Annotated in this window: 10 protein-coding genes; 3 read left to right on the top strand and 7 right to left on the bottom strand. The window is 72.7% G+C overall.

The window, feature by feature from the left end; translation table 11 throughout:
* Nucleotide 1: 1 nt before the first annotated feature.
* Both ACFWRO_RS10485 and ACFWRO_RS10480 read right to left on the bottom strand, forming a co-directional pair.
* Complete coding sequence (locus ACFWRO_RS10485) at nucleotides 2–955, bottom strand: Zn-ribbon domain-containing OB-fold protein (protein WP_384507233.1); 954 nt, start codon at nucleotides 953–955, stop codon at nucleotides 2–4.
* Between the two features lie 193 nt (nucleotides 956–1,148).
* On the bottom strand, nucleotides 1,149–1,949 hold the full coding sequence (locus ACFWRO_RS10480; protein ID WP_384507230.1) for a crotonase/enoyl-CoA hydratase family protein: 801 nt from the start codon (nucleotides 1,947–1,949) through the stop codon (nucleotides 1,149–1,151).
* A gap of 177 nt (nucleotides 1,950–2,126) precedes the next feature.
* Between ACFWRO_RS10480 and ACFWRO_RS10475 the strand changes: the two genes are divergently transcribed.
* Nucleotides 2,127–3,770: an acyl-CoA synthetase gene (locus tag ACFWRO_RS10475; RefSeq protein ID WP_384507228.1), complete on the top strand. Its 1,644-nt coding sequence runs from the start codon at nucleotides 2,127–2,129 to the stop codon at nucleotides 3,768–3,770.
* Here the strand turns inward: ACFWRO_RS10475 and ACFWRO_RS10470 are convergent.
* Entirely contained in the window at nucleotides 3,767–5,287 is a 1,521-nt protein-coding gene (locus ACFWRO_RS10470) for an alpha/beta fold hydrolase (RefSeq protein ID WP_384507226.1), read from the bottom strand. The two genes, ACFWRO_RS10475 and ACFWRO_RS10470, sit on opposite strands and share 4 nt — an antisense overlap.
* A 117-nt stretch (nucleotides 5,288–5,404) precedes the next feature.
* Between ACFWRO_RS10470 and ACFWRO_RS10465 the strand changes: the two genes are divergently transcribed.
* Nucleotides 5,405–6,205, top strand: a complete 801-nt coding sequence (locus ACFWRO_RS10465) for a pentapeptide repeat-containing protein (protein WP_384507223.1) — start codon at nucleotides 5,405–5,407, stop codon at nucleotides 6,203–6,205.
* Here ACFWRO_RS10465 and ACFWRO_RS10460 read toward each other — a convergent pair.
* From ACFWRO_RS10460 to ACFWRO_RS10445, 4 genes are all read right to left on the bottom strand, one after another.
* The gene (locus ACFWRO_RS10460; protein ID WP_384507221.1) at nucleotides 6,202–7,734 is read right to left on the bottom strand and encodes a hypothetical protein; all 1,533 of its coding nucleotides are present in this window, start codon (nucleotides 7,732–7,734) and stop codon (nucleotides 6,202–6,204) included. The two genes, ACFWRO_RS10465 and ACFWRO_RS10460, sit on opposite strands and share 4 nt — an antisense overlap.
* 2 nt (nucleotides 7,735–7,736) lie before the next feature.
* Complete coding sequence (locus ACFWRO_RS10455) at nucleotides 7,737–9,026, bottom strand: FAD-dependent monooxygenase (RefSeq protein WP_384507219.1); 1,290 nt, start codon at nucleotides 9,024–9,026, stop codon at nucleotides 7,737–7,739.
* A gap of 32 nt (nucleotides 9,027–9,058) precedes the next feature.
* Nucleotides 9,059–9,862, bottom strand: coding sequence for a GNAT family N-acetyltransferase (locus ACFWRO_RS10450; protein WP_384507217.1), 804 nt, complete (start codon nucleotides 9,860–9,862; stop codon nucleotides 9,059–9,061).
* 62 nt (nucleotides 9,863–9,924) lie between these two features.
* The gene (locus ACFWRO_RS10445) at nucleotides 9,925–10,743 is read right to left on the bottom strand and encodes a DUF4239 domain-containing protein (protein WP_384507214.1); all 819 of its coding nucleotides are present in this window, start codon (nucleotides 10,741–10,743) and stop codon (nucleotides 9,925–9,927) included.
* 166 nt (nucleotides 10,744–10,909) lie between these two features.
* On the opposite strand from ACFWRO_RS10445, the gene paaK reads away from it, so the two are divergent.
* Nucleotides 10,910–12,196 carry a phenylacetate--CoA ligase PaaK gene (gene paaK, locus ACFWRO_RS10440; protein WP_384507212.1) on the top strand — a complete coding sequence of 429 codons (1,287 nt, stop codon included), beginning with the start codon at nucleotides 10,910–10,912 and terminating at the stop codon, nucleotides 12,194–12,196.
* The last annotated feature ends 110 nt before the right edge of the window (nucleotides 12,197–12,306 follow it).

Below are 12,306 nucleotides of genomic sequence, written 5' to 3'. Positions count from 1 at the left end.
GTCACAGCAGCTCCTTGTACGCGTCGTAGTCGGCGTCGGGTTCGCCGGTCGGCCGGTAGTGGTCGGGGTAGCGGCCGTCCTCGCTCCACACGGGTTCGACCCGGAGCCCCATCCGCACCTGGTCGTAGGGGATGCCGCCGATCCGGCCGTGGAGCGCGAGCCCGGCGCCGTCGAGGGCGATGTGGGCGTAGACGTACGGGACCTCGATGTCGAGGTTCTTGGCCTTGATGTTGACGATGCAGTAGGTGGTGACCGTGCCGCGCGGGCCGACCTCGACGTGTTCGGTGGTGGCGACTCCGCAGGTGGGGCAGGCGCCCCGGGGCGGAACGTACACCTTGGTGCAGTTCGGGCAGCGTTCGCCGACGGTCCTGCGCTCGGAGAGCGCGTGCAGGTAGCCGGTCTGGGCGCGGCCGGGGCTGTACGTGTAGTCGAGCCGGGCGGGGGCGACGATGCCGGTGACGGGGGTGTCGAAGGTGCCGTCGTGGGCGCGTGTTTCGTGGTTCTCGGCGCTCTCGTACGGCTCGAAGCAGGCGATGTCCGTGATCGCGCCGGTCCGCTCGTCGGCCCAGCGGATCCGGACCCGCATGCCGGTGCGGACGGCCTCGGGGCCAGGCGCGTTAAGGGCGTGGAGGAGGGCGGTGTCGGCGCCGTCGAGGCGGACCAGGACCCAGGCGAAGGGGGTGGCCAGGGGCTGTCCTGTGCGGGGCTCGGGGTTCCAGGCCCAGGTGGTGACGGTGCCGGTGGTGCCGAGTTCGACCAGTTCGCGGAGTTCGGCGGCGGTCTCGGGGTCGTACTCGACGGGCGGTACGAGCACGCGGCCGCCGTCGGCCCGTACCCCGAGGACGGTCCGCTCGCGGAGCCCGGTCAGGAAGGCGGACTGGACGGGGCCGAGGGAGCGGGTGAAGGGGAACTCGACGACGAGGGGGGCGCGGAGGGTTTCCGGGGCGGGGGGCATGAGGCTCCTTGGTCGGGGTGGTGACGTGGGTGCGGGCCGGGGCGACCGCTGCGCGGGGCGTTCTCCCCACCCCGCCCTCCCCCAGACTTCGTCCGGGGGGACCCCCTTCCCGAACTGGGGCTCCGCCCCAGACCCCGCGCCTCAAACGCCGGCGGGGCTGGATTCTCCGCGGAAGGGGCGGGGTGGGGAAAGCTCACTGCCGGCGGTACACCGGCGCCCGCTTCTCCGCGAACGCTCGCGCCCCCTCCTTCGCGTCCGCCGTGTCGAAGATCGGCCAGCCTCGGGCCAGTTCCGCCGCGAGGCCGTCCGTCTCCGTCTGTTCGGCCGTCTCGTACACCGAGGCCTTGACGGCCTCGACCGCGAGCGGCCCGCAGGCGTTGATCTGTTCCGCGACGGACAGCGCGGCCTCAAGCGCCGTACCCGCGGGGACGACGCGGCCGACGAGTCCGATCCGGGCCGCCTCCTCCGCTCCGTACGGCCGCCCGGTCAGCAGCATTTCGAGCGCGTGCGTGCGGGCGATCTGCCGCGGCAGGCGGACGGTCGAACCGCCGATCGGGAACAGGCCGCGCTTCACCTCGAAGAGGCCGAACGTGGCGGAGGAGCCCGCGATGCGGATGTCGGTGCCCTGCAGGATCTCCGTACCGCCGGCGACGCAGTAGCCCTCGACGGCCGCGATGACGGGCTTGCGCGGGCGGTGGTGGCGCAGCATCGCCTTCCAGTGCAGGTCGGGGTCGGCCTTGAGCCGGTCCCTGTACTGCTCGCCCTCCATCCCCTTGCCCGCCAGCGCCTTGAGGTCCATCCCGGCGCAGAAGGAGCCGCCGGCGCCGGTGAGGACGACGGAGCGGATCGTGTCGTCGGCGTCGGCCTCCAGCCAGCCGTCGTACAGCCCGACCAGCATGGGCAGTGAGAGGGCGTTCTTGGCCTCCGGCCTGTTGAGTGTGAGCACGAGCGTGGCGCCTTCGCGCTGCACGGTGAGGTGTTCGGTCCCACCCATGGGTGTTCTCCCGTCTCCAGACCTAGAACAGGTTGCAGGAGGGGCGGTTCCAGTTCAATAGTTTTCTGACACTCAGTCAGATTGTTCTGCGCGACCCCTTCCCACCTCCGCCGCTCGGCGCTGTAATGACCGCCGAGTCAGTCAGGGCCTGGACGACCAGCGGGGTCAGGAGGAACGGTGGAGTACAACCTTGCCGACCTGTTCGAGTCGGTCGTCGACGTGGTCCCGGAGCGCGAGGCGCTCGTCTACGTCGACCACCCGGGCACCGGCGCCGAGCGCCGGCTCACGTACGCGCAGTTGGACGCCGCCGCCAACCGGCTCGCCCACCATCTGGTCGACTCCGGCATCCGGCCGGGCGAACACCTGGGCATCCACATGTACAACGGGATCGAGTACCTCCAGACCGTCCTGGCCTGCCTGAAGGCGCGGATCGTCCCGGTCAACGTGAACTACCGGTACGTGGAGGAGGAGCTGGTCTACCTCTACCGGGACGCCGATCTCGCCGCGCTCGTCTTCGACGCCGAGTTCACGGAGCGGGTCGCGGCGGCGCGGCCGCAGACGGAGAAGCTGCGGCACCTCGTGCGGGTGGGGACCCCGCCCGAGGACGCACCCTCGCTGGAATGCGTGCCCTTCACCGCCGCCGAGGCGGCCGGTTCGCCGGAGCGGGGCTTCGCACCGCGCTCCGCCGACGACCTCTTCATCATCTACACCGGCGGTACGACGGGGATGCCGAAGGGCGTCATGTGGCGCCAGGAGGACCTCTTCTTCGCCGGCCTCTTCGGCGGCGATCCGGCCGGCGAGCCGGTCAAGCGGCCCGAGGAGCTGGCCGAGCGGGTCGCGGCGGGTGGCGCGGGGATCACCTTCTTCCCCGCTCCCCCGCTGATGCACGGCACCTCGACCCTGACGTCGTTCATCGCCTTCAACTACGGCCAGCGGGTGGTCATCCACCGCAAGTACGCGCCGGAGGAGGTGCTCCGGACGATCGAGAAGGAGAAGGTCTCCAGCGTGTCGCTGGTGGGCGACGCGATGCTCAGGCCGCTGATCGACGCGCTCCACGGCCCGCTCAAGGGGACGGACCTGTCCTCGCTCTTCAGCGTCTCCTCGTCCGGGGCGATCATGTCGGAGACGGTACGGGCCCAGTTCCAGGCGCTCGTGCCGAACGTACTGCTGCTGAACAACTTCGGCTCCTCGGAGTCCGGTTCCAACGGCAAGGCGACGGACGACTCGGGCCCGGAGAAGGGCTTCCGGCTCGAGGTCAACGAGCGGACGCGGGTCGTGGACCCGGCGACGTACGAGGAGGTCGCGGTCGGCGAGGTGGGACGCCTCGCCCAGCGCGGCCACGTCCCGCTCGGCTACTACAACGACGCGGCGAAGACGGCCGAGACCTTCTTCCAGAAGGGCGACGAGCGGTGGGTCCTGCTCGGCGACATGGCGACCGTCGACGAGGCAGGCATCGTGACGGTCCTCGGCCGGGGCTCGCAGTGCATCAACACCGGCGGGGAGAAGGTCTATCCGGAGGAGGTCGAGCAGGCGCTGAAGTCCCACCCGGACGTGTACGACGCGCTGGTCGCCGGTGTGCCGGACGCGAAGTGGGGCAACCATGTGGCGGCGGTCGTCCAGCTGCGCGCCGGGGCTCCCGCGCTCGACCTGGAGACCGTACAGACCCACTGCCGCACCCGGCTCGCCGGGTACAAGATCCCCCGCCAGCTGGTGATCGCCAACGCCATCCAGCGCTCGCCCAGCGGCAAGGCCGACTACCGCTGGGCCCGCTCCCTCGCCGTCTCCGACGACGACGGCACGGGAGCACAAGGCGCGCGCTAGATACCGAACTCCCTGACCGCGGCGAGGAAGGCGTCCGGCCGGCACCGGTGGATCTCGTGGCCGGCGGCGATCGTGACGAGGCGGGCGGCGGGCAGTTCGTCCGCCATCCATGCCAGCGGCTCCTGCGCGAAGTGGCTGGTCTCGCCGCCGGCCAGGATCAGGGTCGGGACGGTGATCGCCGCCAGGCCCTCGCGCCAGGCGGGATCCGGCGCGTTCAGCTGGGCGTCGGTCGCGTGCACGACGGCCCAGTCGAGCGGGAGGGGGCCCTCGGGGCGCTCCGCGTGGCCGCGCGGCGGGTCGAGCGGGACGAAGACGGGCGCCTCCTCCAGGACGAGCCGGCCGATCAAGCCGGGCTCCTCCATGGCGAGGAGGCAGGCCGCCGCGCCGCCCATCGAGTGGGCGATCACATCGGCGCCGGTGAGGTCCAGCTCCTTCAGGAAGCCGCGCAACTCGTCGCGGAACACGTCGAATCCGTACGGCCCTGTCCAGTCGCTCAGGCCGTGACCGCGTAGATCGACGGCGTACACCCGGCGGTCCGCGGCCAGTTCCCCGGCGATCCGCGCCCACTCGGCGCTGTTCCCGCCGCGCCCGTGGACCAGGACGACGGGCGGGGCGGCCTCCTCGCCCCACACCCGGTACGCGAGGCGGACGCCGTCGACGGTGACCGTGTGGACCTCCGGGTCGAGGAAGGCGGCGATCGGGCGGGCGAAGGCGCCCGCGTCGTCGACCCAGGGGAAGTGGCCCGCGCCGCGCTGGACGACCAGCTCGGCGCGCGGGAAGCACTCCGCCAGCTCGGCGGCCCGTACCGGGCTCGGCCCTCCGTCGTACTCCCCCGCCAGGATCAGTACGGGTGCGATGAGGCCGGTCAAGGCGGCCCGGGTGGCCTCCGGGTCGAACGCGCCGGGTGCGTGGAAGGCGGCCGCCGCGTCCCAGTGCGCCTCGTCGGTGATCCCGGCCGCGTGCGCCCGCGCCGCCTCGTCCCACCGGCCGTACGCGAAGGGGGCGACGATCTCCTTCACCCGCGCCGGGGGCGTGTCGGGCCCGATGGTCGCCAGGCCGGCCCGGGCCTCGGCGTACCAGGCCTGGTCCGCGAAGACCTCCCCTGCCTTGTCCCACTCCTCGTCGGTGATCTCGATGCCCACGGCCCACGTGCCCGGGGTGACAAGGACGAGGGAGCGCACCCGCTCGGGGTGGGCCGCCGCGTACAGCGTGGCGAGGTTCCCGGAGGCCGAGTGGCCGAGCAGGTCGATCCGCTCCAGGCCGAGGTGGCGGCGGAGCGCCTCGACGTCGGCCACCTGACGGTCGCAGCGGTACGAGGCGGGGTCCGCGGGCTCGGCGGAGGCGCCCGTGCCCCGGAGGTCGAGCACGATCAGGCGGCGGTACGCGGCCAGGCCGCCGAACTCGCCGAGGTACGCGGCGTCGCGCATCGGGCCGCCCGGCAGACAGACCAGCGGCTCGCCCTCCCCTCGCACGTCATAGGCCAGTTCGGTCCCGTCGTACGTCGTGAAGGTCGGCATGGCACCGATCGTGCGCGCCTGCGGATGATCTTCGCAAGCGATTTCGCCCACGGCGCGATCCGGCGCGACGGCGCGATACGGTGGGATCACTCCCACCCGCGAAGGAACGACTTTCCCATGCCCGAGACCCTCCGAGGCGACTGCGCGAACTGCTTCGGGCTGTGCTGCGTCGCTCTCCCCTTCGCCAAGTCCGCGGACTTCGCCGTGAACAAGTCGTCCGGGGAGCCGTGCCGGAACCTGCGGGAGGACTTCCGCTGCGGCATCCACACCCGGCTGCGACCGAGCGGGTACTCCGGCTGCACGGTGTACGACTGTTTCGGCGCGGGCCAGAAGGTCTCCCAGGTCACCTTCGGCGGGGTCTCCTGGCGCGAGGCGCCGGAGAGCGCGCGGCAGATGTACGAGGTGTTCCCGGTGATGCGCCAGCTCCACGAGCTGCTGCGCTACCTCACCGAGGCCCTCGCCCGGCCCGCCGCGCGCCCGGTCCACGCGGAGCTGCGGAAGGCCCTCGCGCGCGTGGAGGGACTGACCGAGGGTTCGGCGGACGCGCTGGAGAAGCTGGACGTCGCCGCCGTGCGGGGCGAGGTCAACCCGCTGCTCCTGAAGACCAGCACCCTGGTGCGGGCGGCGGCGGGCGCCAAGACCAAGAGCCGGCGCGGGGCAGACCTGATCGGGGCCCGGCTGCGCGGGGCCAAGCTTCGGGGCACGGACCTGCGCGGCGCCCTGCTGATCGCCGCCGACCTGAAGGGCGCGGACCTGTCCCTGACCGATCTGATCGGCGCCGACCTGCGCGACGCCGACCTGTCCGGCGCGGACCTCACGGACGCCCTGTTCCTCACCCAGCCGCAGCTGAACGCGGCGCGCGGGGACGCGGCGACCCGCCTCCCGGCGACCTTCGAGCGCCCCTCCCACTGGGCTTAGAGGCTGTCCGGCTTCCTGGCGCACAGGTAGGGGCGGGCGAGGTACAGGCCCGTGGCGGTCGCGAGGATGCCGATGTACACGGGCGCGAGGTGGAGGAAGTCCGTGTAGTGGATCGCGCCGTGCACGACGACCGCGGGCAGGAAGCCGAAGGCCGCCGCCGTGGCCAGGGACCAGAACACCCAGGCCTCACCCCGCCCCCAGCCCCACGCGCTGAGCAGCGTGATGGCGACGGCCGCGGCCATCAGGGCCCCGCCGAAGCCCGCGCGGTCGTGGGCGACGAACGAAACGAGCTTGGGGTTGACGGCTTCCAGGGCCTGCGTGTCGGCGCCCAGGAAGACCAGGTCGCTCGGCACGAAGACGCCGGTCAGGCCGACCACCGAGATGACGGTGCCGCCGGCGAACAGGCCCGCTCCCGTGACGATGAGCAGGAGTTGGCCCACCAGTGCCCGTCGCCGCTCACGCTCAGGGCCCTCGGGCATCCGGCGCCAGCGCGGGGTGTGCGGGGCCCGGCGGACCGCGGCCACGAACATCGGGAAGAGCACGAGCGTGGTGGCCGTGTGGAGGGGCTCCACGAAGCCGGTCGCCAGGAAGTAGAAGAGGGTGGGGAAGCCGATGGCGCCGGAGAGCAGGTACGCCTCGCGGGCCCAGGCCCTGCCGCGTCTGATCCCGCCGACGGCGAGGCCGGTGTAGAGGGCGCCGATCGACACCATCGTGCCGGCCATGGTGATCCGGTCGTGCTGGAGGAAGTGCACGAGGTGGTGGTTGGCGGCGTGCAGCTCGTCCAGCGTCATGCCGAGGTAGTCGCGGTCGTACCAGAGCAGTACGGGCCCGAGGGTGATCGCCGCCGCGCCGAGTCCGGCGCCGATCATGCCGAGTCCGACGAGCAGCGCCCACACCCAGCCGGGCCAGCGGCGGGGGTCGCGGCCCACGTCCCGTAGCCCCGGAGCGGGTGCGGTGGGCGTGGCGGCTTCGGTGACCCGTGCGAACCAGCCGGGTCCGGCCTCGACGAGGACACCCGGCCGGGCGAGCACGACCGCCTTCGGGTCGTCGAGCGCGGCGGCGGCAGTGGTGACCGACGGGTCCGACACCCGGACGACGTGGGGTTCGTCGTCGCGCGTGAAGCCGTCGACGTGCGGGGCGAGGGCGGCCTCGGCGTCCGGGTCGGCGGTACGGACGACCAGCGGGATCGAGCGGCCCGCGGCGGCCGCGCGGACGGTCTCGACATCGGCCGCCGCGACCGGCGCCACCTCCACGACACCGGCCCCGAGCGGCGCCATGGCGCGGACGGTCTCGTGGACGAGCGCGGGCGGGACGGATATGCCGAGGCGCACGGCCACGGGCACACCGGCCAGCTCGCCGGCGAGCCGTTCCGGTGGGTGGCGGTGTCCGAAGCCCCGGGAGATCAGCCGCGCGCCGACGGGCCGGGAGCCGACCGCGGCGAGCAGCCGCAGCGCGGTGCGCTGCGAGCGGCGCGTGCCGACGACGGCGGCGGCAGCGCCGCGCAGGGGGTGGTAGGTCCAGTCCGGCATCGTTACGTCTCGTTCTCCGTCGCGGGCACAGTCGCTGTGGAACCGGGTGGGGTCCAGCCGAGCACCGGTGTCATGGAACGCAGGGTCGCCCGCTCCGGCGTGAGCCGGGCGGCGACGTCGCGCAGGAACACGGCCGGCGGCCACGCCAGCTGGCCGATCGCGCCGAGGCGCGCGGAGCGGCGCGCGACGGCCTGGGTACGGGGGCGGCGCAGCCGGTCGTACGAGCGGAGTGCGGCGGTCACGTCCGGGGTGCCGTCGAGGCAGTCGGCGAGGGTCACCGCGTCCTCCAGGGCCTGGCAGGCGCCCTGGCCCAGGTTGGGGGTCATGGCGTGGGCGGCGTCGCCGAGGAGGGCGACCCGGCCGCGTACGAAGGAGGGCAGCGGCGGCAGTTCGTACAGGTCGTGGCGGAGCACGGCGTCGGCGGGGACGGCGGCGAGGAGGGCGGGGATCGGGTCGGGCCAGGATCCGAAGCGGCGCAGCAGTTCGGCGTGCTCGGTGGAGCTGTAGGCCGTTCCCGGCGGGAGCGACGCGGTCGCGAAGCAGTACATCCGGCCGCCGGGCAGGGCCGTGTAGCCGAACCGTTCGCCGCGTCCCCAGGTCGCGGCGCCCTCGGCGGGCGGTTCGGCGAGGGGCTCGGTGACCATGCGCCAGGCGGTGTAGCCGGCGTACCGGGGGGCGGGCGCGTCGGGCCACAGCGCGTCGCGGACCGCGCTGCGCAGCCCGTCGGCGCCGATGACGAGGTCGGCCCGGGACGTACCCCCGCCGTGCTGGACGACGAGGCCGTGGCCGTCCTCACGGACGGCGGTCACCTCGCTGCCGGGCCGCAGGCACTCCGGGGGCAGCGCCTCGGTGAGCGCCCGCAGCAGCTCGGCGCGGTGGAGGACCACGAGGGGATGGCCGAAGCGGCGCACGAGTTCGGCCGTGTCCGTACGGGAGAGCCAGCGCCCCCGGCGGTCGCGTACGCCGCCCGAGGCCTCGACGGCGCCGAGGGCGCGCACGGTGTCGGCCAGACCGAGCACGTCGAGCGCGCGCAGCGCGTTGGGCCAGAGGGAGATGCCGGCGCCGATCTCGGTGAACCGCGGGGCCCGTTCGAGGACTTCGACGCGCCAGCCGCTCCGGTGCAGGGCGATGGCGGCCGCGAGGCCGCCGATCCCGCCGCCGACGACGGTCGCGGCGCGCTGCGGCATGGGTTCCTCGCTCGGGTTCTCGGGCTCCGCCGCAGGGGCACGGGCGGCGGGTGGGGACGGGACGCGGCGCAGGTGGGAGGGCTGAGCGGCGCCCCATAGCAACATGTCGCCCCGTGCCTGTCAACGTGGGTCGGGCCCTACGCCACCGAGGGCGCCCGGGGGACGTACACGTACGGCGTGGTCGTCGTCAGGGCCGTGAAGCCGAGGCGCTGGAGGATCGGGCGGCTGGTGTCGGCCGCGTCGACCTGAACGTAGCGGTGGCCGCGCTCGACGGCGATCCTGGTGCGGAAGGCGACCAGGGCGCGGTAGAGGCCCTTGCCCCGCCAGGCCTCGACGGTGCCGCCGCCCCACAGACCCGCGAAGTCGGTGCCGGGGTACAGCTCCAGGCGCGCCGCGCTGACGGGTTCGCCGTCGGCCAGGGCGAGTACGGCGGTGACGGTGTCGGGCGCGGCCGCGAGCCGGTCGAGGAGTTGGCGGCCGATGTGGGAGCTGTCGCCGCCGAAGGCCAGGTCGTGGACCCGGGTGACCAGCTGCACCCCGGCGGCGTCGGTGACGGGGACCAGCTCGACGCCCTCGGGGAGGGCCACGGAGGTGGGCAGCGTGGCCGCCTCCGCGACCATCAGGGTCTCCTCGTCCTCGGCGGTGAACCCGGCGGCGAGGAGCCGGTCCGCGAGGTCGGCCGGGCCGTCGTGTCCGTACACCTTCCACTCGAAGGGCAGCCCGAGCGCGGTGAAGTGACGAATCTGCTCGGCGACGGCCTCGTCGGCGTCCCGCTCCTGGAGCCCGGACCAGAGGACGCCGTTCCAGGCGTGGGCCGGGCCCGACTGCCGTACGACCGGCCCGGACCGCTCCACGCGGGCACCGGGCCCGTCGGGGCGGGCGCCCAGGCGCAGCTGACGGTCGTAGAGGGCGAGCAGGGCGCGGATCGCTTCGTCGTTCATGGGCAGACTCCAGCACCGGCCGCCGGGCCAGGGCAATCCGATTTCGCAACCCACGCCGGAGCTCACGGTCGCGCAAGACCCTCCGCGGCGGGCGGCTCCCAGAATCTGGCCAGCGCGCCTTCCTTGTAGGGCGCGGGGCTGACGCTCAGCTCGCCCGCGAAGGGCCGGTCGAGGACGACGACGAGCAGGAGGCTGAAGCCGATGAGCGCCGCGACCGCGCCGACGAAGAGGAGTTGCATGCGCCGGCTGCGCATCCCGTAGAGGAAGGTCAGCGGGATGATGACGAGGGCGCCGCCGACGGCGAGCAGCTGGAGGAGCAGGGGCAGTTGCTGGCCGGCCATGGTGATCCGGGATCGGCGTTCGCCTGCCACGTCGTCGAGGGTCGCGGCGGCCTGGGCGTAGAAGGCCTTCTGCGACTCGGTGGTGGGCTCGTACGCCTGGAGCGAGTCGTACAGCGCGTCGAGCCGGGCGTTCGTGACGCTGTAGTCCGCGGCGCCCTCGCGCATGAGCGGCCACTGCACCTCGACGACGCCGTGGACGTAGCCGGAGGCGGCGGCGTCCACGCGGGCGCGTGCCTCGGGCGGGAAGGCGCGGGCGTCGCGCACGATCAGGGCGACGCCGGTGGCCTCGGCGGCGACCACGTTCTGGGTGTTCTCCATCTGCGTCCACAGGGTGACGATGACGAAGGCGAGGATGATCCCGTAGATCGCGCCGAACATCCCGAGGACGACACCCACCATGTCGTTGTGTTCTCCGTCGGCGAGGCCGGGGTGGCGGTGGCGCAGGAGGACGCTCCCGGCGAGGGAGACGAGGACGGTGCCGCCGACGATCATGACGCCGAGAGCGAGGGTGCTGAGGTGGTTGAGCAGCCAGAGAGTCACGGCGACCGAGCGTAATCAGCTGCTCACGGATCCAGAAATTCGGCGCCACCCTCTTGCCACGCACGGGGTCTGGGCCGATTTACTGACCCCGAAAGGATCTACCGAATGATCGGTAGTCCGGTTCATGACGATTCCTTGTGAAGGAACGGGAGTGGGTGGGCGCGGCATGACGGATCTGCTGGACAGCGGCGAACGACTCGGACGCGAGGAGCTGGCGGCGCTCCAGCTGGAGCGACTGCGGTCCACCTTGCGGCACGCGTACGAGAACGTGGGCTTCTACCGGCAGTCCTTCGACAAGGCCGGCCTGCACCCCGACGACTGCCGCTCACTGGCCGACCTCGCCCGCTTCCCCTTCACGGTCAAGACCGACCTGCGCGACCAGTACCCCTTCGGGATGTTCGCCGTCGACCAGTCCGAGGTCCGGCGCATCCACGCCTCCAGCGGGACGACCGGCCGGCCGACGGTGGTCGGCTACACCGAGCGCGACCTGGACACCTGGGCCGACGTGGTGGCCCGCTCGATCCGCGCGGCGGGCGGCAGGCCGGGCCACAAGGTCCATGTGGCGTACGGATACGGCCTGTTCACCGGCGGGCTCGGGGCGCACTACGGCGCGGAGCGGCTCGGCTGTACGGTCATCCCGGCCTCGGGCGGCATGACGGCCCGCCAGGTCCAGCTGATCCAGGACTTCCGGCCCGAGATCATCATGGTCACGCCCTCGTACATGCTCACGCTGCTCGACGAGTTCGAGCGGCAGGGCGTCGATCCGCGCACGACCTCGCTGAAGGTGGGCATCTTCGGCGCCGAGCCGTGGACGGAGGCGATGCGACAGGAGATCGAGGAGCGGTTCACCATCGACGCGGTCGACATCTACGGGCTGTCGGAGGTGATGGGCCCGGGCGTCGCGCAGGAGTGCGTGGAGACCAAGGACGGCCTGCACATCTGGGAGGACCACTTCTACCCGGAGATCGTGGACCCGATCACGGGCGAGGTGCTGCCGGACGGCGAGGAGGGTGAGCTGGTGTTCACCTCCCTCACCAAGGAGGCCATGCCCGTGATCCGGTACCGCACGCGGGACCTGACGCGGCTGCTGCCGGGCACGGCACGGGTGTTCCGGCGGATGGAGAAGGTCACGGGCCGCAGCGACGACATGGTGATCCTGCGCGGCGTGAACCTCTTCCCCACCCAGGTCGAGGAGATCGTCCTCCGCACCCCGGGCGTGGCCCCGCACTTCCAGCTGAAGCTCACCCGCGAGGGCCGCCTCGACGCCCTGACGATCCGCGCCGAAGCCCGCCCGGACGCCACCCCCGACGAACGCGCGGAGGCCGTCCGCACGATCGCGACGGCCTGCAAGGACGGCATCGGCGTCTCGGTCAGCGTCGAGGTCGTCGACCCCGAGACGCTGGAGCGGTCGGTGGGCAAGATCAAGCGGATCGTGGATCTGAGGCAGGGATAGTCGTGTACGGCCGTGGGGGGGGGGGGCGCCCGGGCAGGGAGCCGGGCCCCCGCACCGGGGGTGTATAAAACAAAAAAAAAAGTGGTTAACACACCAAAACGAGAGAAAGG

It is taken from the genome of Streptomyces sp. NPDC058579 (genome assembly GCF_042718575.1).
Classification (GTDB): domain Bacteria; phylum Actinomycetota; class Actinomycetes; order Streptomycetales; family Streptomycetaceae; genus Streptomyces.
Note: the sequence above shows the minus strand (reverse complement) of the source record. Positions and strands in the feature narration are given on the sequence as shown.

What these genes read in the sequence shown, in the direction of transcription:
- paaK (WP_384507212.1), top strand. Translation starts at nt 10,910, where the DNA reads ATGACGGATCTGCTGGACAGCGGCGAACGACTCGGACGCGAGGAGCTG.
- ACFWRO_RS10450 (WP_384507217.1), bottom strand. Translation starts at nt 9,862, where the DNA reads ATGAACGACGAAGCGATCCGCGCCCTGCTCGCCCTCTACGACCGTCAG.
- ACFWRO_RS10480 (WP_384507230.1), bottom strand. Translation starts at nt 1,949, where the DNA reads ATGGGTGGGACCGAACACCTCACCGTGCAGCGCGAAGGCGCCACGCTC.
- ACFWRO_RS10485 (WP_384507233.1), bottom strand. Translation starts at nt 955, where the DNA reads ATGCCCCCCGCCCCGGAAACCCTCCGCGCCCCCCTCGTCGTCGAGTTC.
- ACFWRO_RS10465 (WP_384507223.1), top strand. Translation starts at nt 5,405, where the DNA reads ATGCCCGAGACCCTCCGAGGCGACTGCGCGAACTGCTTCGGGCTGTGC.
- ACFWRO_RS10455 (WP_384507219.1), bottom strand. Translation starts at nt 9,026, where the DNA reads ATGTTGCTATGGGGCGCCGCTCAGCCCTCCCACCTGCGCCGCGTCCCG.
- ACFWRO_RS10460 (WP_384507221.1), bottom strand. Translation starts at nt 7,734, where the DNA reads ATGCCGGACTGGACCTACCACCCCCTGCGCGGCGCTGCCGCCGCCGTC.
- ACFWRO_RS10470 (WP_384507226.1), bottom strand. Translation starts at nt 5,287, where the DNA reads ATGCCGACCTTCACGACGTACGACGGGACCGAACTGGCCTATGACGTG.